Annotated in this window: 18 protein-coding genes; 15 read left to right on the top strand and 3 right to left on the bottom strand. The window is 72.1% G+C overall.

The window, feature by feature from the left end; translation table 11 throughout:
* Window positions 1-5 precede the first annotated feature (5 nt).
* A complete protein-coding gene (locus ACZ7J0_RS07850; protein ID WP_468706036.1) occupies window positions 6-563 on the bottom strand; it encodes an HNH endonuclease in 558 nt (185 codons plus the stop codon).
* Between the two features lie 208 nt (window positions 564-771).
* On the opposite strand from ACZ7J0_RS07850, the gene ACZ7J0_RS07855 reads away from it, so the two are divergent.
* From ACZ7J0_RS07855 to ACZ7J0_RS07900, 10 genes are all read left to right on the top strand, one after another.
* Entirely contained in the window at window positions 772-1,872 is a 1,101-nt protein-coding gene (locus ACZ7J0_RS07855; RefSeq protein WP_470884994.1) for a mechanosensitive ion channel family protein, read from the top strand.
* 144 nt (window positions 1,873-2,016) lie between these two features.
* The gene (locus ACZ7J0_RS07860) at window positions 2,017-3,237 is read left to right on the top strand and encodes an ROK family transcriptional regulator (RefSeq protein WP_470884996.1); all 1,221 of its coding nucleotides are present in this window, start codon (window positions 2,017-2,019) and stop codon (window positions 3,235-3,237) included.
* Window positions 3,238-3,315: 78 nt separating this feature from the next.
* Window positions 3,316-4,653 (top strand): ABC transporter substrate-binding protein, encoded by a 1,338-nt coding sequence (locus tag ACZ7J0_RS07865; RefSeq protein ID WP_470884998.1) that lies wholly within the window; start codon window positions 3,316-3,318, stop codon window positions 4,651-4,653.
* A 6-nt stretch (window positions 4,654-4,659) separates the two neighbouring features.
* Window positions 4,660-5,601, top strand: a complete 942-nt coding sequence (locus tag ACZ7J0_RS07870) for a carbohydrate ABC transporter permease (protein WP_470884999.1) — start codon at window positions 4,660-4,662, stop codon at window positions 5,599-5,601.
* Between the two features lie 6 nt (window positions 5,602-5,607).
* Complete coding sequence (locus tag ACZ7J0_RS07875) at window positions 5,608-6,501, top strand: carbohydrate ABC transporter permease (RefSeq protein ID WP_470885000.1); 894 nt, start codon at window positions 5,608-5,610, stop codon at window positions 6,499-6,501.
* Window positions 6,502-6,507: 6 nt separating this feature from the next.
* Window positions 6,508-7,773, top strand: coding sequence for a family 4 glycosyl hydrolase (locus tag ACZ7J0_RS07880; protein ID WP_470885002.1), 1,266 nt, complete (start codon window positions 6,508-6,510; stop codon window positions 7,771-7,773).
* Window positions 7,774-7,835: 62 nt separating this feature from the next.
* The gene (locus tag ACZ7J0_RS07885; protein ID WP_470885177.1) at window positions 7,836-8,804 is read left to right on the top strand and encodes an N-acetylglucosamine kinase; all 969 of its coding nucleotides are present in this window, start codon (window positions 7,836-7,838) and stop codon (window positions 8,802-8,804) included.
* 275 nt (window positions 8,805-9,079) lie between these two features.
* A complete protein-coding gene (locus ACZ7J0_RS07890) occupies window positions 9,080-10,516 on the top strand; it encodes a hypothetical protein (protein WP_470885004.1) in 1,437 nt (478 codons plus the stop codon).
* A gap of 11 nt (window positions 10,517-10,527) precedes the next feature.
* Window positions 10,528-11,622, top strand: a complete 1,095-nt coding sequence (locus tag ACZ7J0_RS07895; protein WP_470885006.1) for a glutamate ABC transporter substrate-binding protein — start codon at window positions 10,528-10,530, stop codon at window positions 11,620-11,622.
* A 55-nt stretch (window positions 11,623-11,677) separates the two neighbouring features.
* Window positions 11,678-13,003, top strand: a complete 1,326-nt coding sequence (locus tag ACZ7J0_RS07900; RefSeq protein ID WP_470885008.1) for a hypothetical protein — start codon at window positions 11,678-11,680, stop codon at window positions 13,001-13,003.
* 7 nt (window positions 13,004-13,010) lie between these two features.
* Here the strand turns inward: ACZ7J0_RS07900 and ACZ7J0_RS07905 are convergent, their stop codons facing one another.
* Window positions 13,011-13,334: a hypothetical protein gene (locus tag ACZ7J0_RS07905; protein ID WP_470885010.1), complete on the bottom strand. Its 324-nt coding sequence runs from the start codon at window positions 13,332-13,334 to the stop codon at window positions 13,011-13,013.
* On the opposite strand from ACZ7J0_RS07905, the gene ACZ7J0_RS07910 reads away from it, so the two are divergent.
* The 4 genes from ACZ7J0_RS07910 (at window position 13,312) to ACZ7J0_RS07925 (ending at window position 19,929) form a co-directional block, all read left to right on the top strand.
* Window positions 13,312-15,807, top strand: coding sequence for a serine/threonine-protein kinase (locus tag ACZ7J0_RS07910; RefSeq protein ID WP_470885012.1), 2,496 nt, complete (start codon window positions 13,312-13,314; stop codon window positions 15,805-15,807). The two genes, ACZ7J0_RS07905 and ACZ7J0_RS07910, sit on opposite strands and share 23 nt — an antisense overlap.
* 3 nt (window positions 15,808-15,810) lie before the next feature.
* Window positions 15,811-17,187 (top strand): protein phosphatase 2C domain-containing protein, encoded by a 1,377-nt coding sequence (locus ACZ7J0_RS07915; RefSeq protein ID WP_470885014.1) that lies wholly within the window; start codon window positions 15,811-15,813, stop codon window positions 17,185-17,187.
* Between the two features lie 67 nt (window positions 17,188-17,254).
* A complete protein-coding gene (locus ACZ7J0_RS07920) occupies window positions 17,255-18,586 on the top strand; it encodes a vWA domain-containing protein (RefSeq protein WP_470885016.1) in 1,332 nt (443 codons plus the stop codon).
* Between the two features lie 116 nt (window positions 18,587-18,702).
* On the top strand, window positions 18,703-19,929 hold the full coding sequence (locus ACZ7J0_RS07925) for an FHA domain-containing protein (RefSeq protein WP_470885018.1): 1,227 nt from the start codon (window positions 18,703-18,705) through the stop codon (window positions 19,927-19,929).
* An 86-nt stretch (window positions 19,930-20,015) separates the two neighbouring features.
* On the opposite strand, the gene ACZ7J0_RS07930 is transcribed toward ACZ7J0_RS07925, so the two are convergent.
* Entirely contained in the window at window positions 20,016-21,032 is a 1,017-nt protein-coding gene (locus tag ACZ7J0_RS07930) for a methyltransferase domain-containing protein (protein ID WP_470885020.1), read from the bottom strand.
* Between the two features lie 116 nt (window positions 21,033-21,148).
* Between ACZ7J0_RS07930 and ACZ7J0_RS07935 the strand changes: the two genes are divergently transcribed.
* Window positions 21,149-21,553, top strand: a complete 405-nt coding sequence (locus ACZ7J0_RS07935) for a globin (protein WP_468706071.1) — start codon at window positions 21,149-21,151, stop codon at window positions 21,551-21,553.
* The last annotated feature ends 3 nt before the right edge of the window (window positions 21,554-21,556 follow it).

The following is a 21,556-nucleotide window of genomic DNA, read 5'->3' on the forward strand; positions in this document are numbered from 1 at the left end:
TCGGTTCAGCCCGGGCCGCCGGCCGTCAGGGTCAGGCTGCTGTCGATGCGGGCCATCGCGTCGTCGGCGCCGTACGGCTGGAGGTAGGGCAGCCAGCGGGGGTCCCGGTGCCCCGTGCCGATGATGCGCCAGGCCAGTCCGGACGGCGGCGCGGGCTGGTGGCGCAGGCGCCAGCCCAGTTCCCGCAGGTGCCGGTCGGCCTTGACGTGGTTGCAGCGGCGGCAGGCGGCCACGACGTTCTCCCAGGCGTGCTGGCCGCCGCGGCTCTTGGGTACGACGTGGTCGACGCTGGTTGCGACACCACCGCAGTACATGCAGCGACCGCCGTCACGGGCGAAGAGGGCTCTTCGGGTCAGAGGAACGGGCCCCCGGTAGGGGACCCGCACGAACCGCTTCAGCCGGACCACGCTGGGTGCGGGGATGACGCGGGTCTCGCTGTGCATGAAGGCGCCGGATTCCTCGAGGCAGAGTGCCTTGTTCTCCAGGACGAGGACGAGCGCGCGGCGGAGCGGTACGACGCCGAGAGGCTCGTACGACGCGTTGAGGACCAGGACATGCGGCACGGGTGCCTCCTATGACGCCGGCGGCGCGTGGCTCGCGCCGGGACGAACTGTTCTCAGTTTCTCCTCATGCCAGGTCGAAGCGCCACCACGTCCCTGTAACGGGTCGGGAGGATTTTGTGGCGTCGATCACATCTGGTACATCCCCGGGTGAGGCTCGTCTCTCCCTCGAACATGTCAATGGAGCACACCCGATGCCCCGTTAGTGTGGATGGTCTGCTGTTCGCAATGCCTGGAGGTTTCCACCGTGCCCTGGTCCGCACTCCGGCTGGCCGCCGATCCGTCGAACGGCCCCGTCACTCTCGACGAGGCCGCGGAGAAGGCGACCAACGCCGCAGGCTGGGTGGAGGAGAACTGGTCCACCTGGCTCAACACCGGCCTGCGCATCCTGCTGATCCTGGTCGTCGCGCTGCTGTTGCGGATGGCCATTCGCCGTGCCCTGACCAAGCTGATAGCGCGGATGAACCGCAGCGCCCAGGCGGTCGAGGGCACCGCTCTCGGCGGTCTGCTGGTGAACGCGGAGCGCCGCAGACAGCGCTCGGAGGCGATCGGCTCGGTGCTGCGCTCGGTGGCGTCCTTCGTGATCCTGGGCACGGCCGGACTGATGATCCTCGGCGCGTTCAAGATCGACCTGGCGCCGCTGCTGGCGTCGGCGGGTGTCGCGGGCGTGGCGATCGGTTTCGGCGCGCGGAACCTGGTGACGGACTTCCTCTCCGGGGTGTTCATGATCCTGGAGGACCAGTACGGCGTGGGTGACTCGGTCGACGCCGGGGTGGCCTCGGGCGAGGTGATAGAGGTCGGCCTGCGCGTGACGAAGCTGCGCGGCGACAACGGTGAGATCTGGTACGTCCGCAATGGCGAGATCAAGCGGATCGGCAACCTGAGCCAGGGCTGGGCGACGGCCGCGATCGACGTCACGGTCCGCCCGACCGAGGACCTGGACCGCGTCCAGTCGGTGATCACCGAGGCGTCGGCGAACCTGGCCAAGGAAGAGCCCTGGAACGAGCGCCTGTGGGGCCCGGTGGAGATCCTGGGTCTCAACGAGGTGCTGCTGGACTCGATGACCATCCGCGTCTCGGCGAAGACCATGCCGGGCAAGTCCCTGGGCGTGGAGCGCGAGCTGCGCTGGCGCGTCAAGCGCGCCTTCGACGAGGCGGGCATCCGCCTGGTCGGCGGCCTCCCGACCCCGGCGGAGGACACTCCCCCGGACCCGACGGCGGGCATGGCGGCCCCGTCGGCGTTCGCCTCGACGACGTCCCCGCAGTCGACGGCGGCGACCCCTCTGAGCCCACCGCCGAGCCTGACGAAGTAACCCTCCGTCTTGCGCGCCCCCGCAGGTAACGCTTTGGTTGCCTCGGGGGCGCCCCCCGTTCCGGCCTCTTGACGCCCCCGTGACCTGCGCCCTACGTTCCTTCCATCCCAATAGGAAACTTTCCTAACAGTGTGAGGAAGCGGCATGGTCGGCACGCCCCCGGGCACCACCCCCGGCACCCCGCGCGTCCTGCGCGCCATGAACGACCGGGCCGCGCTGGATCTGCTGCTGGAGCAGGGGCCGCTGTCGCGGACCAGGATCGGCAAGCTCACCGGGCTCTCCAAGCCGACCGCGTCGCAGTTGCTCGCGCGGCTGGAGGCGGCCGGGCTCGTCGTCGCCACCGGGACCACCGAGGGGCGGCCCGGGCCCAACGCGCAGTTGTACGCGGTGAACGCGCGGGCCGCCTTCGCCGCCGGGATCGACGTGACGCCGCAGCGGATTCGCGCCGCGGTCGCCGACATCACCGGCGCCACCGTCGGGGAGTACGAGCTGGAGACGCCCGGGCGGCGCGCCGAGGGGGTCGTGCGGCAGGTCACCGAGGTGCTCGACGGGGCCGTGAAGGAGGCCGGGATCGCGCGGGCCGATGTGCACCGGCTGGTCATCGGGACGCCGGGTGCCTTCGATCCGTCCACCGGCCGGCTGAGGTACGCGAGCCATCTGCCCGGCTGGCACTCCCCCACGCTCCTGGACGAGCTGGCCGCCGTACTTCCGATGCCGGTCGAGTACGAGAACGACGTCAACCTCGTCGCCGTCGCCGAGCAGCGCCTGGGCGCCGCCCGTGAGCACGGGGACTTCGTCCTGCTCTGGAACCAGGAGGGCCTGGGCGCCGCCCTCGTCCTCGGCGGCCGGCTGCACCGGGGCTTCACGGGCGGCGCCGGAGAGGTCGGCTTCCTGCCGGTGCCGGGCACCCCGCTCGTACGGCAGGTCACCAAGGCCAACAGTGGCGGCTTCCAGGAGCTGGCCGGTGTCCAGTCCGTGCCCAGGCTCGCCAAGGCCCTCGGCATCGAGACGCCCGAGCAGCCCTACGTCCCCGTGGCCGCCGGGCTGCTGCGCCGGGCCGCCGAAGCGCACGCGGACGACGCGCGGTACGCCGAGCTGCTCCAGCAGTACGCCGTCCGGCTCGCCACCGGTCTCGCCTCCCTGGTCGCCGTCCTCGACCCCGAACTCGTCGTCCTGTCCGGCGAGGTGATCGTCGCCGGCGGCGAGCCGCTGCGCTCCCGCGTCCAGGCCGAGCTCGCCGAGCTGGCAGCGTCCCGCCCCCGGCTGGTCCTCGCCGGCGTTCCCCGGCATCCCGTCCTGCGCGGGGCGTTGGAGAGCGCCCTGGCCGCCACCAGGGACGAAGTCTTCGACACCTCACGTCGATAGTCCCGAAGTCCCCGTCCTCGCCACCGCTGCCCTCATCGCCTTCCCAGCCCTCCTCACCCGTCACAGGGAGACACCGCCATGTCCGCAACCCCCCGCCGAGCGGCCGCCGCGCTGGCCGCGACCGCCTCCATAGCGCTGTTCGCCTCCGCCTGTACGGGCGCGGGCGCCAGTGGCGCGAGCGACGACCCGAACGCGAAGACGACCATCACCTTCTGGCACGGCTGGTCCGAGCCCACCGAGGTGAAGGCCGTCAACGACAACATCAAGCGATTCGAGGACAGTCACCCGAACATCAAGGTGAAGGTCGTCGGCAACATCGACGACGACAAGCTCAACCAGGCGCTGCGCGCGGGCGGTTCGAACGGTCCCGACGTCGTCTCCTCCTTCACCACCTCCAATGTGGGGAAGTTCTGCTCGTCCGGCGCGTTCGCCGACCTGAAGCCGTTCATCGAGAAGTCGAAGCTGAACCTGGAGAAGACCTTCCCGAAGGTGCTTCTCGACTACACCCAGTTCGAGGGCAAGCGGTGCGCCCTGCCGCTGCTGGCGGACGCGTACGGCCTCTACTACAACAAGGACGCCTTCAAGAAGGCGGGCATCGCCGGGCCGCCGAAGACCATGTCGGAACTCGCCTCGGTCGCCAAGAAGCTGACCAAGGAGAAGGGCGACTCGTACGAGCAGCTCGGCATCATGCCGACCTTCCACGGCTACGAGACGACCACCGAGCACTACCTCGGCGGCTGGAACCCCGTCTACTTCGACGCCGACGGCAAGTCCAACATCGCCAAGGACCCGCAGTTCGCGGCGATGTTCACCTTCCAGAAGAAGCTGATCGACGACCTCGGCGGCTTCCAGAAGCTGGAGAGGTACCGGGGGTCGTTCGGTGACGAGTGGGGCGCCAAACACCCCTTCCACACCGGTCAGGTCGCGATGCAGCTGGACGGCGAATGGCGCCTGGGCATGGCGACCAACGCCAAGGTTCCGTTCGACATCGGCGTCGCGCCGATGCCGGTCGCCGACGACCAGGCCGACACGTACGGCAAGGGCTTCCTGTCCGGCACGATCATGGGCATCGCGCCGGCCAGCAGGAAGCAGAACGCCGCCTGGGAGCTGGTGAAGTTCATGACCACGGACACCGAGGCCGTCGTCGCCTTCGCCAACGGCATCCGCAATGTGCCCTCCACCTTCGAGGCCCTCTCGTCCAAGGACCTCAGCCTCGACCCGCGCTTCAAGACCTTCATGGACATCGCGCGGCACCCGAAGTCCAGCACCCCGGCGGGCGCGGTGAACGGCGCGACGTACCTGAACACCCTCCAGGACTTCGGCTACCAGTACGAGAAGGGTGCGGCGAGCGACCTCGAGGCCGGTCTGGAGAAGACCGCCCAGCAGGTCGACACCGACATCGCCAAGGCGAAGTAGCCGGCCATGACCACGCACACGCTCCGCTCGAAGCGCCGCAGGTCGGCCCTTCGTACGGCGGCCTTCATGTCGCCGTGGCTGATCGGGTTCAGCGTCTTCTTCGCCTACCCGCTGGCCTCGACCGTCTACTTCTCGTTCATGCGGTACGACGGGTTCGGCGTCCCCACGTTCAACGGGCTGACGAACTGGACGTACGTCTTCAACGACTACCCCATGTTCTGGCCGTCCCTGCGCAACACCCTCTGGCTCGTCGTCGTCATGGTCACCTGCCGGGTCCTGTTCGGTCTCGGCGTCGGACTGCTCATCACCAGGATCAAGACGGGGGCGGGCGTCTTCCGGACGCTGTTCTACCTGCCCTATCTGGCGCCGCCCGTCGCGGCGACCCTCGCCTTCGTCTTCCTCCTCAACCCCGGGACCGGACCGGTCAATTCGATCCTCGGCGAGCTGGGGCTGCCGACGCCCGGCTGGTTCAACGACGCCACCTGGTCGAAACCGGCGCTCACCGTGCTCGCGGTGTGGGGCATCGGCGACCTGATGGTCATCTTCATGGCGGCGCTGCTCGACGTGCCGAAGGAGCAGTACGAGGCGGCGGAACTGGACGGCGCCTCCGCATGGCAGAAGTTCCGGTTCGTCACCCTGCCGAACATCTCGCCCATCGTGATGTTCGCGGTGGTCACGGGCGTGATCCAGGCCATGCAGTACTACGCGCAGCCGCTGGTCGCGGGAAAGGTGGCCTCCGGGATCATCGGCGGCTCGGGCCAGCCGTTCGAGCCGGGTTATCCGGACAAGTCCACCCTGACCCTGCCCCAGCTCGTCTACAACCTCGGCTTCCAGCGCTTCGACTACGGGGCCGCCTGTGCCGTCGCGCTCGTCCTGTTCGCCCTGGCCATGCTCTTCACGGGCCTTCTGATGCGCCGGCGCGGCGGCCTGATCCAGGCAGGTGAGTGACCCGTCATGACCCATGTACTCGACACCCCGCGGGCGGTGGAGGAGCAGGCCTCCCCGGCCCGGCGCACGGCACGCCGCAAGGAGCTGCTGCACTGGATCGCGGTGCACTCCCTGGGGATCGCCGCGGCGCTCTTCTTCGTGCTGCCGTTCCTGTTCGTGCTGCTGACCTCGCTGATGAGCGACCAGCAGGCGCTGACCCGGGACCTCACGCCGAACACCTGGGAGTGGGACAACTACCGGCGGGTGCTCGACACCCCGGGCTTCCTCACCTGGTGGCGCAACACCCTGGTCTACGCCGGCCTGGGCACGCTCCTCACGGTGATCTCCTCGGTCCCGGTGGCGTACGCGCTCGCCAAGTTCCGCTTCCGGGGCCGCAGTCTGTCCCTGATGCTGGTCGTCTCGATGATGATGCTGCCGCCGCAGGTCGTCATCATCCCGATGTATCTGTTCTGGGCGAAGCAGCTGGACCTCTCCGGCACGCTCTGGCCGCTGATCATCCCGATGGCCTTCGGTGACGCCTTCTCCATCTTCCTGCTGCGCCAGTTCCTGCTGACCATCCCGAACGAGTACATCGACGCGGCGAAGGTCGACGGCTGCGGAGAGTTCCGCACGCTGATGCGGGTCGTCCTGCCGATGGCGAAGCCGGGCATCGCGGCGATCGCGCTCTTCCAGTTCTTCTACGCCTGGAACGACTACTTCGGCCCGCAGATCTACGCCTCCGAGAACCCGGCCGCCTGGACGCTCAGTTACGGCCTGGAGTCCTTCAAGGGCGCGCACCACACCGACTGGAATCTGACCATGGCCGCGACCGTCCTGGTCATGGCCCCCGTGATCCTCGTCTTCTTCTTCGCCCAGAAGGCATTCGTCGAGGGCGTCACACTGACCGGAGTGAAGGGCTGATCGACCATGAAGCTCGCTGTAGTGGGTGGGGGCTCCACCTACACCCCTGAACTCATCGACGGGTTCGCGCGGCTGCGCGACACCCTGCCCCTCACCGAACTGGTCCTCGTCGACCCCGCCGCCGACCGCCTCGCCCTGGTCGGCGGGCTCGCCCGGCGGATCTTCGCCAAACTGGGACACGAGGGGCGCGTCACCACCACCACGGACCTGGACGCGGCGGTCGCCGACGCCGACGCCGTCCTGCTCCAGCTCCGCGTGGGCGGGCAGGCGGCCCGCGAGCAGGACGAGACATGGCCGCTGGAGTGCGGCTGCGTCGGGCAGGAGACCACGGGCGCCGGCGGGCTCGCCAAGGCGCTGCGGACCGTGCCGGTGGTGCTGGACATCGCCGAGCGGGTGCGGCGCGCCAACCCCGACGCGTGGATCATCGACTTCACCAACCCGGTGGGCATCGTCACCAGGGCCCTGCTCCAGGCCGGGCACAAGGCCGTCGGCCTGTGCAATGTGGCCATCGGCTTCCAGCGGAAGTTCGCGAAGCTGCTGGAGGTGACGCCGGGCGAGATCCATCTGAACCACGTCGGGCTCAACCATCTGACCTGGGAGACGGGGGTGCGCCTCGGCGGTCCCGACGGCGAGAACGTCCTGCCGAAGCTCCTCGCCGAACACGGCGACGCCATCGCCGACGACCTGCGGATGCCACGGGCGCTCGTCGACCGGCTCGGTGTCGTCCCCTCGTACTACCTGCGCTACTTCTACGCGCACGACGAGGTCGTGCGGGAGCTGCGCACCAAGCCGTCGCGGGCCGCCGAGGTCGCCGCGATGGAGAGGCAACTCCTGGAGATGTACGGAGATCCGGCGCTCGACGAGAAGCCGGCGCTGCTCGGGAAGCGCGGCGGCGCCTTCTACTCGGAGGCGGCGGTGGACCTCGCGGCCGCGCTGCTGGGCGGGGGCGGATCACCCTGCCAGGTCGTGAACACGTACAACAACGGCACGCTGCCCTTCCTGCCGGACGACGCGGTCATCGAGGTGCAGGCGAGGGTCGACGGCCGTGGCGCGGCGCCGCTGGCCGTGCCCGAGCTGGACCCGCTGTACGCCGGGCTGATCGCGAACGTCACCACGTACGAGGACCTCGCTCTGGAGGCGGCGCTGCGCGGCGGCCGGGACCGGGTGTTCCGGGCGCTGCTCTCACACCCGCTGATCGGCCAGTACGAGTACGCCGACGCGCTCACCGACCGGCTGATCGCGCACAACCGGGAGCACCTGGCGTGGGCGTGACGACACCGGGGCCGGACGGCGGCGTCCTCCGGGGAACGCCGCCCGCCCGGCCCGAGGGGCCGCTGGTCCTCGCGGTCGACGCGGGGAACAGCAAGACCGACGTGGCCGTGATCGGGACGGACGGATCCGTCATCGGGACGGCCCGAGGGGGCGGTTTCCAGCCGCAGGTGGTCGGGATCCAGGCGGCGCTCGACGCGCTCCAGGAGACCGTCGTCGCGGCGTCGGCGGCCGCCGGGCTCACCGGCCCTCCGTACGCGCGGCACGTCTCGGCCTGCCTCGCCAACGCCGACCTGCCGGTGGAGGAGCGGGAGTTGGCCGACGCCGTACGGGCGCGTGGCTGGGGGGCGACGACGGAGGTACGCAACGACACCTTCGCGATCCTGCGGGCCGGGATCGACGAGCCGCGGGGGGTCGCGGTGGTGTGCGGCGCGGGCATCAACTGCGTGGGCATGACGCCGGACGGGCGCACCGCGCGATTCCCGGCGCTCGGCCGGATCTCCGGCGACTGGGGCGGGGGCAGCGGGCTCGCGGAGGAGGCGATGTGGTTCGCGGCGCGGGCCGAGGACGGGCGGGGCGAGCCGACGGAGCTGGCGCACACCCTCCCCGACCACTTCGGTCTGCCGTCGGTGTACGCGCTGATCGAGGCGTTGCACCTGGGGCGGATCCCCCTCGAGCGCCGGCACGAGATGACGCCGGTCCTCTTCGCCACCTCGGCCGCCGGTGACCGGATCGCCCGCTCGCTGGTGCACCGGCTGGCGGAGGAGGTCGTCGCCCTGGCGACGGTCGCGCTCGGCAGGTTGGGGCTGCTCGGCGAGGAGGTGCCCGTGCTCCTCGGGGGCAGTGTGCTGGCGGCCCGTCATCCTGACCTGGACGGCCGGATCGCCGAACTGCTCGCCGCGCGGGCCCCGAAGGCGGACGTCCGGGTGGTGACCGCCCCGCCGGTCCTCGGCGCGGCCCTGCTCGGCCTGGACGTGGTCGCGGCGCCGGCGAGAACCCGGGCGGCGCTGCGGGCGCACTACGCCGGAGGGTGAGGCCGGGGGCCGAGCCCGGGCGCGGGGTCGCCCGGGCGGCTCCGCGCCGCCTGACACGCGCGATCGGGAGGCCCAAAAAGGGAACCGATCGGGGTCGAGGGGCGTATTGAGAGGGGGGGTCGTGACGGGGGGTCATGGGCGTCAAGGCACGATAGGAACAAGATCGCGCCATTCCTGATGTGCGGGGCGGCCCCTGCGGCCATACTGCTGGCCGGGTAGTCGTCTTCCGAACAGCCGGGGGGCGGGCCGACGTCAGCGACCGAGGGGGAGGTCAAGTGACATACCCGCCGAATGCGCACACCGCGTCGGCGCCGCCGCAGGCACACGTGCCCGCGCAGCCCGGCCGGCCGCCCGCGTCCGTGCCACCGTCCGTGCCGCCGGCCCCGCCCGCGGCGCCGCCCACGCTGCGCGGCGCCTGGTCCGTGGGCCGGGACCGGGTGCTCGCCGCGGCGACGACGGAACCGGGCCGGCTGCAGATCCTCGGCGCCGTCCTGGCCGCGCTCGTCGTGGTCTTCGGCGCCGTCACCGCCTTCGAGGTCTCCGACCGGGCCGCCGCCGCCGACGACGTGGTGAGCCGCAGCCAGCCGCTGAGCGCCGACGCCGCGAGCATCTACCGCTCGCTCGCCGACGCCGACACGGCCGCCGCCAGCGGCTTCCTCGCGGGCACGCAGGAGCCCGCCGATGTGCACAAGCGGTATGTGGACGACATTTCGACGGCGTCCCGGCTGCTGGTCAAGGCGGCGACGAACACGGACGGTTCGACCGAGTCCGGCCGTCAGATCGCCACGCTCAACGAGCTGCTGCCCCGCTACACCGGCCTGATCGAGCGGGCCCGGGCCGCCAACCGGCAGGGGCTTCCGCTCGGCGGCGCCTATCTGCGCTACGCCAACCAGCAGATGACCACCCAGCTGCTGCCCGCCGCCGAGCGGCTCTACGACGCCGAGACCGCCCGGCTCTACGAGGACGACGAGTCCGCGCGCACTTGGCCGTTCGTCTCGCTCGGGGCCGGGGTGGTCGCGCTCGCCGTACTGGTCTGGGCGCAGCGCCGCACCTATCGGCGGACGAACCGGGTGTTCAACCACGGGCTGCTCGCGGCGACCGCCGCGTCCACCGTCGTCCTGCTGTGGCTGGCGGTGGGGCACACGGTCGCCCGGGCCGACCTGAACGACGCCAGGGAGCACGGACAGAGCTCCCTCCAGGTGCTCAACACCGCCCGGATCAACTCCCTGAAGGCACGGGCGAACGAGAACCTGACCCTGGTGGCCCGAGGCGCGGTGCTCACCGACGACGGCAAGAACGACAAGTACGAGACCGACTTCACCGGGGGCATGGGCAAGCTGGACGCCGCCCTCGCCCGGGCCCGGGAGCTCGCCGACGACGACGCCGGGCGCGACCCGCTGGCGGACGCGGCGGACCGGGTCGCCGAGTGGAAGAAGCGGCACGCGGGCGCACGTTCCACGGACAACGCCGGTGACTACGACGGCGCGCTGGTCCAGGTGATCGGCGCGAAGGGGTCCACCGGTCAGTCCTTCGACCAGGTCGACGCGGCGCTGGGGAAGGCACTCGACCACGAGCAGGCCGAGTTCACCCGATCCGCCGAGGACGGCCTCGGCGCGCTGACCGGACTCCCGCTCGGAGCGGCCGTGTTGGCCGTGCTGGGCGCGGCAGGGGCCATCATGGGCATCAATCGCAGGCTGTCGGAGTACCGGTGAGAGGGGGAGAGATGACCACCGACGACATGGACGTCCACGACGGGACCGGCGACGGTACGCGCCGCCCGGCCGAGGGCGGGGCACGGGGCCGGCGGCCGTGGCGCGCCCGTCCGCTGCCGGGACGACTGCGCGGCTGGGGCGGCGTCGCCGCGATGGCCGCCGCGTGCGGGGTGACCGCCGCGCTCACCCTGTTGCCGCTCACGCACTCCGCCCCGGGCTCCCCCACGTACTCCGGCGCCGGGCTCGGCACCGGCGTGCCCGCCCGCGCCGACACCTGCACCGATCCGGAGGCGTCGCTGACCCCATCCACCGCGGACGGGCCGGCCATCGCCGCGATCAAGGCGCGCGGCAAGCTGATCGTCGGCGTCGACCAGAACAGCTACCGCTGGGGCTACCGCAATCCGACCACGCGGACGCTGGAGGGCTTCGACATCGATCTGGCCCGGGCCATCGCCACGGACATCCTCGGCAGCCCAGACAAGATCATCTTCCGTGCCATCCCCACCAACCAGCGGATCGCCGCCCTGGAGGGCGAGAAGGTCGATCTGATCGTGCGCACCATGACGATCAACTGCAAGCGGATCAAGCAGGTCGCCTTCTCCACCGCGTACTTCCAGGTGGGCCAGCAGGTGCTCGCCCCCATGAACTCGACCATCACGGGGTACGACTCCTCGCTGTCGGGCAAGCGGATCTGCTCGGCGGAGGGCTCGACCGCGTACGAGGCGCTGGAGAAGAACTCGTTCGGGGCCACCTTCAAGGACGAGGGCGACGGCACGAAGGCCGACCTGGACCTGTTCACCGTCCCGAACCAACTTGACTGCCTGGTCCGGCTCCAGGAGGGCCTGGTGGACGCGGTCGTCACGGACAACGCCCTGGCTGCCGGGCAGGCCGCGCAGGACCCCGCCGTGCAGCTGAAGGGGACCCCGTTCACCACCGAGTACTACGGCGTCGCCGCCAAGCTCGGCAAGGACGACCTGGTCCGCCGGGTCAACCAGGTCCTCGTGAAGTACCGGCAGGGAGCCTGGACGGCGGCGTACGACAAGTGGCTGAAGGCGGACCTGCCCGGGATAGCCGGGCCGCCCGCACCGAAGTACAGGACCGGCTGACGGACGTTTCGACCCAGGCAGCATGACGGTGACGGCAAGAGCGGAGAGGTGATCGATGGGCGTCACGGGACCCCCCGGGCCGGTGATGGACCGGGACGAGGTGGACCGTGCGCTGGCGCGGCTCGACGCGGAGCACAAGGCGATCGAGGACTCGCTCCTCGCGCTGCAGGACCACGCCGGACGCAGGCTCCTCGAGGGGGCCGAGCTGACCGGTGTCACCAAGGACCGCTGGACCACCACAGAGCAGACCATCACCCTGCTCTGGTCGTACTTCGACGCGTACACCGCCGCGCTGACCGGGACCCGTGAGCTGCGGGCGCGGCGGCGCTGGCCGAACCGTGAGGACCTGGTCGAGCTGACCGAGCGACTGCGCGGCGAGTCCGTCGTGGTCTCCGGCACCGCCGCCCATCCGGCGCCCTCGATCACCGGGCCCGCACGGCTCTCCGAGCGGTTCACGCTGGAGCGGCTGGTGAGCCGCATGAACGAGCTGTACGCGTCCTCGCTGGACATGGTGGTGACCGCCGACGCGGTCTGGTCCGCGCTGCCGGCCCGGATAGACCTGCTCGCCGCCGAGCTCGGGCGCACCCGCTCGCTCGCGCACTCCGTCGGCGTCCGGCCCGGGGAGCACCCGGCCGGCGACGACCTGGAGTCGATCACCCATGAACTGACCACCCTGCGCGCGCAGGTGGTGACCGACCCGCTCGCGTTCTGGCGGCCCGCGATGGGCAGTTCGGCGCCCGGCGGCGGACGTCCGGACACCGACCGCTACGACCGCGCGGCCCGTGCCCTGGAGGACGTCCGGCGGGAGATCGAGGCGGTCCTCGCCGTGCGGCAGGACTCCGAGGACCGGCTGCTGCGCCTGCGGGACGTGCTGTCGCGGGCCGACCGGACCCTCGCCGAGGCCCGCTCGGCGCGCGGCGAGGTGCTGGCGAAGATCGCCGCGTCCGAGGTGCCCGCCGTGAGCGGCCCGTCGACGGCCCTGCAGGAGCGGCTCGCCACGGCGGCCGAGTACCGCAGACACGCCCAGTGGCACCGGCTCTCCCCGCTCCTGGACTCCCTGGAGCGCGAGGCCGAGGAGGAACTGCTGCGCGCCCGTGAGTCCTTGACGGCGGTCACGGCGCCGCTGGCGGTCCGCGCCGAGCTGCGCGGCCGCCTCGACGCGTACAAGGCGAAGGTGGCCCGGCACGGCATGGCGGAGGACCCGCTGTTGATCGAGCGGTACGACGCGGCGCGCCGGATGCTGTGGAGCGCGCCGTGCGATCTGCGCGTCGCCGAACAGGCGGTGCTGCGTTTCCAGCAGGCGGCCGCGGAGGTCCTTTCGGGACCGAGGGACACCCGGACCCGCGACGGCAGGTCCGGTGACGGTTGGGGGAGTCAGTGAGCACATGTCAGCGCCCCGCGTGCGAGGGCTCGTACGAGGACATGGGCGGCGGCGAGATGTACTGCGACACCTGCGGCCTCGCCCCGGTCGTCGCGCCGGGCGGCATGATCAGCTCGCCGCCCACCGGGATGACCGCCGGCGGCAAGGGCAGCAACAGCAGCTCGGCGCGCAGCGGTTCGCACGCGTCCTCGGGCGCCTCGTCGCGCTCGTCGACGTCTCGGTCGTCGCGCTCGTCCACGTCGCGGCGCTCGGTGTCCGGGCGGCTCTCGCGCTCGCTCTCGGGCTCCGTGTCCTCCCGGTCCGTCTCGGTGCGCAGCACCGGCTCCGCCACCGGCCAGTCCGGCCGCGGCAGGCTGGGGGCCGGGCTCGTCTCCGTACCGGAGGTGCCGCGTCCCGACCCGCACTCGGCGGTGATGGCCAACCCGGAGGTCCCCGAGCGGAAGCGTTTCTGCTCGCGTTCGGACTGCGGGGCCCCGGTGGGACGCGCGCGCGGGGACCGGCCCGGCCGTACGGAGGGGTTCTGCACCAAGTGCGGCCACCCGTACTCCTTCGTGCCGAAGCTGCGGTCCGGCGACATCGTCCACGGGCAGTACGAGGTCGCGGGCTGTCTGGCGCACGGCGGCCTCGGCTGGATCTACCTCGCGATCGACCGGGCCGTCGCCGACCGGTGGGTGGTCCTCAAGGGCCTTCTCGACACGGGCGACCAGGACGCCATGGCCGCGGCGATCTCCGAGCGTCGCTTCCTCGCCGAGATCGAGCACTCCAACATCGTCCGCATCTACAACTTCGTGGAACACCTCGACCAGCGCACCGGCTCGCTCGACGGCTACATCGTCATGGAGTACGTGGGCGGGAAGTCGCTCAAGGAGATCGCCAACGAGCGCCGCGACCCGTCCGGCAAGCGGGACCCGCTGCCGGTCGAGCAGGCCTGCGCGTACGGGATCGAGGCGCTGGAGGCGCTCGGCCACCTGCACAGCCGGAACCTGCTCTACTGCGACTTCAAGGTCGACAACGCGATCCAGAGCCAGGACGAGCTCAAGCTCATCGACATGGGCGCGGTGCGCAGGGTCGACGACGACGAGTCCGCCATCTACGGCACGGTCGGCTACCAGGCCCCCGAGGTGGCGGAGGTCGGCCCGTCGGTCGCCTCCGACCTGTACACGGTGGCGCGGACGCTGGCGGTCCTGACCTTCGACTTCCAGGGCTACACGAACGTGTTCGTGGACTCCCTGCCGGATCCCGAGCACATCGAGGTCTTCCGGACCTACGAGTCCTTCTACCGCCTCCTGGTGCGCGCCACGGACCCGGATCCGGCACGCCGGTTCGCCTCCGCGCAGGAGATGGCCGAGCAGCTGACGGGTGTGCTGCGGGAGGTCGTCGCGCTCCAGACGGGCCGGCCGAGGCCGGCGCTTTCGACGCTGTTCGGCGCGGAGCTGCGGGTGACGGACACGGAGCTGTTCGCGGAACTGACGGGCGAGGTCTCCGCGCTCGGCGCGAGAACGGCGCCGCCGGGCCGCGGGCTGTTCGGCCGGACGCGGGGCGTGGGCGCGGGAGCCGCGCAGGGGCCCATGGGCGGTTCAGCCGCGGCTGTGCCGCCGGGCACGGCGGGTGCGGGCGCACCCGGGCTCCCCGGGACAGCGGGCACGGCGAGCCCGGCCGGAGGGGCCGGTTACGGCGTGCCGGCACCGGCTCCTTCCGGTACCGGCACGCCCGGCCCGCGCGGCGTCGCCGTGTCACCCGGCTCGGGCGGTCACGGCCCCGCCGGTGCTCCCGGGTTGCCGGGGGCTGCCGGGCCGGGAGTCCCCGGGCTTCCCGGCACGACCGGGTCCACGACCGGTCCCGCGGCCGGGACGTACGGCGCGCCGCCGGCCGGACCGCTGCTCGCCCCGATCGACGCGCGGGCGACCTCGCTCGCGCTGCCCGTTCCGCACGTCGACCCGAACGACCCCAACGCGGGCTTCCTCGCCGGTCTCATGGCCGCCGCGCCCTCCGAGCTGATCACCGCCCTGCACTCGGCGCCCGCCGACTCCCTCGAGCGCCGGCTCCGGGAACTGCGCGCCCGGCTCGAGATGGACGAACTGGCCACCGCGGCCGAGGCCCTGGCCGCTCTGGAGGCCAGGCATCCCGACGACTGGCGGGTCGTCTGGTACCGCGGCGTCGCCTCCCTCGCTACCGGCGACAACGAGAGCGCCGCGCTCTCCTTCGACGCGGTCTACGACGCCTTCCCCGGTGAGCCGGCTCCCAAGCTGGCCCTGGGCGTGTGCGCGGAGGTCCTCGGCCAGCTGGACAACGCGGCCGAGTACTACCGCCTCGTCTGGGCGACCGACCCGAGCTATGTGAGCGCCGCGTTCGGTCTTGCCCGGGTGCAGTTGGCCGCCGGTGACCGGATCGGAGCCGTACGCACCCTGGAGTCCGTGCCGGAGGCGTCCATCCACTACACGGCGGCGCGGGTCGCCGCCGTCCGTGCCCGGCTGCGCCGGCGCGCGCCGCACGAGCCGCTGATCGACGATCTGACGGCCGCCGCCGCACAGGTGACCGCCCTGCGGGCGTTCGGCCTGGACGCGGTACGCCGGGAGCAGTTGTCGACGGAGGTACTGGGGACGGCGCTGGACTGGGTACTCTCCGGTAGTCCCGGAGCGCGGCCCGCACGGACTCCGCTGCTCGGCAGTGAACTGGACGAGCGCGGCCTGCGCTTCGGCCTTGAACGCTCGTACCGGGTGCTCGCCCGGCTCGCTCAGCGCGGCGAGGAGAGGATCGAACTGGTGGAGCGGGCCAACCGTTTCCGCCCCCGGACGTGGGTGTGAGTGATGTCCCAGATGGACCAGCTGTCTGCCCGGTCGACCTGCCCCAACTGCGAGGAGCCGTTGGAGTCGGGTGATCTCTTCTGCGGGGCGTGCGGATTCGACCTGTCGGCCGCGCCCGTGTCGGGGCAGGACCGCCCGACCGTCGCGATGGGGACCCCGCCGCCCACGCCCCCGGCGGCCCCGCCGGTGCCGCCCGTGTCCCCGGGTTCGCCGGTGGAGTGGCCCGAGGCGGCCGAGCGGGGCAGTTCGGAAACCTCGGCGCCCACCCAGTCGCCGGGCGATCTGCCGGGTACGGACTCGGGCGGCCGTGACCTCCAGTCCGCGGTCCGGCACGACGACCCCGCCGCACCGGCGCCCGGGGGAGACCACGGCGACTTTCCCCTCGCCGCCCCGGCGCCGGCCGCCGACCCCCGGAGCGCCGAGCACACCGCCGCCCCGACCGCGCCCGCGCCCGCCGGCGGCAAGCTCTGCGTCGCCTGCCGGGCCGGCCGGGTCGACACCGACGGCTACTGCGAGAACTGCGGCCACGCCCAGCCGCGCGAGCGCGACCACATGGAGCGGGAGCTCGACTCCGTCGCCGCCGTCAGCGACCGCGGGCTGCGCCACCACCGCAACGAGGACGCGTTCGCGGTGTCCTCCACCGCCCTGCCGGACGGTTCGCCGGCCGTCGTCGCGGTCGTCTGCGACGGCGTGTCCTCGGCGACCCGGCCGGACGAGGCGTCGGCCGCCGCCGCGAGCGCCGCCAACGAGGCCCTCCTGGCCGCGCTGCCCCGCGGCACCCACCCCCAGCAGGCGATGCACGAGGCGATCCTCGCCGCCGCCGAGGCGGTCAACACGCTGGCCGAGGACCCGGCCGAGGCCATGGAGCACGACCCGCACCGGCACCAGAACGCACCGGCGTGCACGATCGTGGCCTCGGTCGTCGCCGGCGGGCTGCTGATCGTCGGCTGGGTCGGCGACAGCCGCGCCTACTGGGTCCCCGACGACCGCTCCGCGCCGCCCGCCCGGCTCACCGAGGACGACTCCTGGGCCGCGCAGATGGTCGCGACGGGCCTGATGAACGAGGCGGAGGCGTACGCGGACGAGCGGGCCCACGCCATCACGGGCTGGCTGGGAGCGGACGCGTACGAACTCGATCCGCACACCGCGGCCTTCAAGCCGGACCGGTCCGGTGTCGTCGTCGTCTGCACGGACGGTCTGTGGAACTACGCCGAGGCCGCCGAGGAGATGGCCCGGGTGCTGCCGCCCGACGCCGCCGGCCGGCCCCTGGGCGCCGCGCAGGTGCTGGTGGGCCATGCGCTCGACGGGGGTGGCCACGACAACGTAACAGTGGCGCTGCTGCCGTTCGCCATGGAGCCGCAAGGGGCAGGATCGGCCTGAGCCGCCTGCAACGTCCTTGTCTTTTCTTTCTGTTGTACGGAGTACCAGGTACCGAGGAGCCGATCAGATGGCGAACTTCTCCAAGTCGAACGTGCCGCGATTTTCGGTGGACGTGTACCAGAACGAGTACCTGCCGGAGGGCGGGCGCGAGGTCAACGCGATCGTCACGGTCACCTCGACCGGCGGCGGCACGGCCGGCGGGCCGGCGCCCGTCGACTCCGGCGCCGCCGTAGTGATCATGGTGGACTGTTCCGGCTCGATGGAATATCCCCCGACCAAGATGCGCAACGCCCGGGACGCCACCGCCGCCGCGATCGACACCCTGCGCGACGGCGTCGCGTTCGCGGTGGTCGGGGGCACCCATCTGGCGAAGGAGGTCTATCCGGGCAACGGCCGGCTCGCCACCGCCGATCCGCAGACGCGGGCGCAGGCCAAGGAGGCGCTGCGCAAGCTGACCGGGGGCGGCGGAACGGCGATCGGTACCTGGCTGCGCCTCGCGGACCGATTGCTGTCCTCTTCGGACGCCGCCGCCATCCGCCACGGCATCCTGCTCACCGACGGCCGCAACGAGCACGAGTCGCCTGAGGACCTGCGGGCCGCCCTGGACGCCTGCGCCGGTCGCTTCACCTGTGACGCGCGGGGCGTGGGGACCGACTGGGAGGTCAAGGAGGTCACCGGCATCGCGTCGGCCCTGCTCGGCACGGCCGACATCGTCGCCGACCCGTCCGGCCTCGCGGCGGACTTCACGCAGATGATGGAGAACGCGATGGGCAAGGAGGTCGCGGACGTGTCGCTGCGGCTCTGGACGCCCGTCGGCGTGGAGATCACGTTCGTGAAGCAGGTGGCGCCGACGGTCGAGGACCTGACCGGCCGGCGTACGGAGGCGGGCCCGCGGGCCGGCGACTATCCGACCGGTTCGTGGGGCGACGAGTCCCGCGACTACCACGTGTGCGTGCAGGTGCCCGAGGCGGGGATCGGGCAGGAAATGCTGGCGGCCAGGGTCTCGCTGATCCTTCCCGACCCGTCGGGGGCAGGCACCCCGCAGACGCTGTCGCAGGGGCTGGTGCGGGCGGTGTGGACGGAGGACATGGCCGCGTCCACTTCCATCAATCCGCAGGTGGCGCACTACACGGGCCAGGCGGAACTGGCGCAAGCCATCCAACAGGGCCTGGATGCCCGTAAGTCGGGCGACTTCCCCGACGCCACGGCGAAGCTCGGGCGCGCGGTGCAGCTCGCGGCCGCCTCGGGGAACGCGGACACCGCGAAATTGCTTTCGAAGGTGGTGGATGTCGTCGATGCGGCGACCGGTACTGTGCGACTGAAGGCGAAAGTCGCGGAAGCGGACGAGATGACTCTCGAAACGCGCTCCACCAAGACGGTGCGCGTCAAGAAGCAGTAGCGCGGCACACGCCTCACCAGCGGTAGAAGCAAGAAGAGCAGTACGCGGTACACAGCGACAGCATGAGCAGCGACGGTCCGGCCGCCGGCCGGACAGCGAGAGGGGGATGCACCGACATGCCGACCTGCCCGAACGGACACCAGTCGGTTTCCGACGACTGGTGCGAGGTCTGCGGCCATCGCATGGCCGGGGCGGGTGCGCCTGCGGGTGCGGTTCCGCCGCCTCCCCCGCCTCCGCCCGCCTACGGCTACCCCGGACCGGGCGGCAACTTCGCCGCTCCTGGGGACCCCGACGCGACCGCGCAGGCGGAGCTCTGCCCGCAGTGCCGCACCCCGCGCGAGACCGGGGCGCCCTTCTGCGAGGAGTGCCGCTGGAACTTCCTCACCAACACGGCGACGTCCTACAGCCCGCTGCCGTCGCACGGTCAGGGCCAGGGGCCGGGGGGCCCGGGGGGCCCGATGCCCGGACTGAATCTGCCGCCGGGCTTCCAGCCCCAGCAGCAGGAGCCGCCGCGCCGGCCGGACCCGTTCGAGTACCAGAGCTCCCGGCCCTCGCAGATGAACCGGCCGGCCGAGCCGCTGTCGAACGACCCGTCGGGCCGCCCTGCGGAGCACGGGCACCCGGGGCAACAGGGTCAGCCCGGGCACCAGAGCCAGCAGGGGCACCAGGGGCAGCCGCAGCAGGCGTTCCAGCAGGGACCGCCGCCGGCACCGTTCCTTCAGCAGCCGGGGCCGCCCGCACCGCCGCAGGCCCCGGCGCCGTACCCCCAGCAGCCCCAGCAGCCCCAGCCGACGGGCGGTGGGGATGACTGGATGCTGCCGCCTCCATCACACCAGCAGCACCAGCAGCACCAGCAGCCGCCACACCAGCAGCAGTCGCACCAGCAGAGCTCGCAGCACCAACAGGGGCCGCAGCAGCCGCAGTACCAGAACGCGCCCGCGGGCTGGACGGCTGTCGTGGGGCCCGACCGCGACTACTTCATGGCGATGATGCAGCGCAGCGGCCCCGAGGCCGCCGGGCTGAACCTCCCCGCGTACTCCCCGGAGCAGCATCTGCCGCTCGACGGGAGCCAGATCACCATCGGCCGCCGCCGGCACTCCACCGGCGAGTCCCCCGACATCGATCTGTCCGTGCCGCCGGAGGACCCGGGCGTCTCGCACCAGCACGCGGTCCTGATGCAGCAGCCCGACGGGTCGTGGGCGGTGGTGGACCAGAACTCCACCAACGGCACGACGATCAACGGCGGCGAGGACCCGATCCAGCCGTACGTGCCCCATCCGCTCCAGGAGGGCGACCGGGTCCACGTCGGCGCCTGGACGACGATCACGATCCGCCGCGGCTGACCCCGCCCGGCAACGGCGCCGGGCGTCGGTGCCGCGATCAGCACGCGGCGCTCGACGCCCAGTGGTCTGCGCTCAGCGGTCTGCGCTCAGCGGTCGTAGTCGAAAGGGCGCTGGTCGGGCGGCGTCACCCCGAGGGGCCAGACATACGGCCCTTCGGGATCGTCCAGCCACGCCCACTGCCGTCCACCGCTGACCGTGACGCCGAACCGGTCCCGCCGCGGCCGCCCCTCGCCCTGCCAGAGCGAGAGCGCCTCGTGCGGGTCGAGGCTCCCGGCCGTGAGGGTGAGCAGGAAGTGGAACAGCTCGTTCTCCGCCGCGCGCCGGGGCATCCCCGCGAGCCGGCTCCTCGGGGCGGGCGGGGTCGCCCCGCGCAGCGGGACGAAGTACGCCGGACCGGGCAGGAAGCGCCCCTCGGCGTGCTCGGCGTCCCGTACCCGCAGCCGGATCAGACCGGTGGACAGCGGGGCGAGGATCCCCGCGCCGGGCCGGCACTGCCGTAGCCAGTCGGGCGGCACGGACGGCAGCGTGCAGGTCGCGATGATCCTGTCGAAGGGCGCCTGCGCGGGGCAGCCGCGCGCGCCGTCCCCGGTGATCACATGGGGCCGGTATCCGGCCGCCGCCAGGTGCGAGCGGGCCGAGTCGGTGATCTCGGGTTCGAGGTCGACCGTCGTCACCCGCTCCTCGCCGAGCCGGTGGCACAGCAGGGCGGCGTTGTACCCGGTCCCGGCGCCGATCTCCAGGACGGTGTGCCCGTCCCGTACCTCCAGCGCGTCCAGCATCTCGGCCATGAGGGACGGCTGGCTGCTGGAGGAGAGCAGTTCCCCGTCACGCACCCGCGTGGCCAGCGGCTCGTCCCGGTAGGCGCCGCGCAGCCAGCGCTCCCGCCGCTGGGGCACCGGGTCCTCGCACCACAGCCGCTCGAAGCCGCCCATGGTGCCGATGCCGCTGACGAAGTAGTACGGGACGAAGAGGTGCCTCGGCACCTCCTCGAACGCGGCCCGCCAGGCGGGGTCCGGCAAGGCCCCGGCCTCCGCGATCTCCCGTACGAGTGCCCGCCGGGCCCGCTCCCCGGCCTCGGCGAACACGTCCACCTGTGCGCCCATGCCTCCACTCTCCTGCGTGGGGGCGGGCATGGCGAGTACGCCTCGACCTGACGGTCCCCGGCGGCGGTGGTCCTAGTCCCCCGGTCCTCGGCCGGTGCGTCTGAGACGATGGACGGGTGAACAAGATTCCGCGCGGGACGCTTCAGGAGCAGACCTTCTACGAGCAGGTCGGCGGCGAGGAGACCTTCCGTCGTCTCGTCCGCCGCTTCTACCAGGGCGTCGCGGAGGACCCGCTGCTGCGGCCCATGTACCCCGAGGAGGACCTGGGCCCGGCCGAGGAGCGGCTCGTCCTGTTCCTGATCCAGTACTGGGGCGGGCCCCGCACCTACAGCGACCACCGCGGTCACCCCCGGCTGCGGATGCGCCACGCGCCGTTCACCGTGGACCGGGCGGCCCATGACGCGTGGCTGACGCACATGCGGGAGGCCGTGGACGAGCTGGGGCTGTCTCCGGAGCACGAGGAGCAGCTCTGGAACTACCTCACCTACGCGGCCGCGTCGATGGTCAACACCGACGGCTGAGCC

It is taken from the genome of Streptomyces sp. NPDC038280 (assembly GCF_055600045.1).

Bases quoted from the DNA above. Each gene is read 5' to 3' on its own strand.
- ACZ7J0_RS07855 (WP_470884994.1), top strand. From the start codon at position 772: ATGGTCTGCTGTTCGCAATGCCTGGAGGTTTCCACCGTGCCCTGGTCC.
- ACZ7J0_RS07860 (WP_470884996.1), top strand. From the start codon at position 2,017: ATGGTCGGCACGCCCCCGGGCACCACCCCCGGCACCCCGCGCGTCCTG.
- ACZ7J0_RS07865 (WP_470884998.1), top strand. From the start codon at position 3,316: ATGTCCGCAACCCCCCGCCGAGCGGCCGCCGCGCTGGCCGCGACCGCC.
- ACZ7J0_RS07870 (WP_470884999.1), top strand. From the start codon at position 4,660: ATGACCACGCACACGCTCCGCTCGAAGCGCCGCAGGTCGGCCCTTCGT.
- ACZ7J0_RS07875 (WP_470885000.1), top strand. From the start codon at position 5,608: ATGACCCATGTACTCGACACCCCGCGGGCGGTGGAGGAGCAGGCCTCC.
- ACZ7J0_RS07880 (WP_470885002.1), top strand. From the start codon at position 6,508: ATGAAGCTCGCTGTAGTGGGTGGGGGCTCCACCTACACCCCTGAACTC.
- ACZ7J0_RS07895 (WP_470885006.1), top strand. From the start codon at position 10,528: ATGACCACCGACGACATGGACGTCCACGACGGGACCGGCGACGGTACG.
- ACZ7J0_RS07900 (WP_470885008.1), top strand. From the start codon at position 11,678: ATGGGCGTCACGGGACCCCCCGGGCCGGTGATGGACCGGGACGAGGTG.
- ACZ7J0_RS07915 (WP_470885014.1), top strand. From the start codon at position 15,811: ATGTCCCAGATGGACCAGCTGTCTGCCCGGTCGACCTGCCCCAACTGC.
- ACZ7J0_RS07920 (WP_470885016.1), top strand. From the start codon at position 17,255: ATGGCGAACTTCTCCAAGTCGAACGTGCCGCGATTTTCGGTGGACGTG.
- ACZ7J0_RS07925 (WP_470885018.1), top strand. From the start codon at position 18,703: ATGCCGACCTGCCCGAACGGACACCAGTCGGTTTCCGACGACTGGTGC.
- ACZ7J0_RS07930 (WP_470885020.1), bottom strand. From the start codon at position 21,032: ATGGGCGCACAGGTGGACGTGTTCGCCGAGGCCGGGGAGCGGGCCCGG.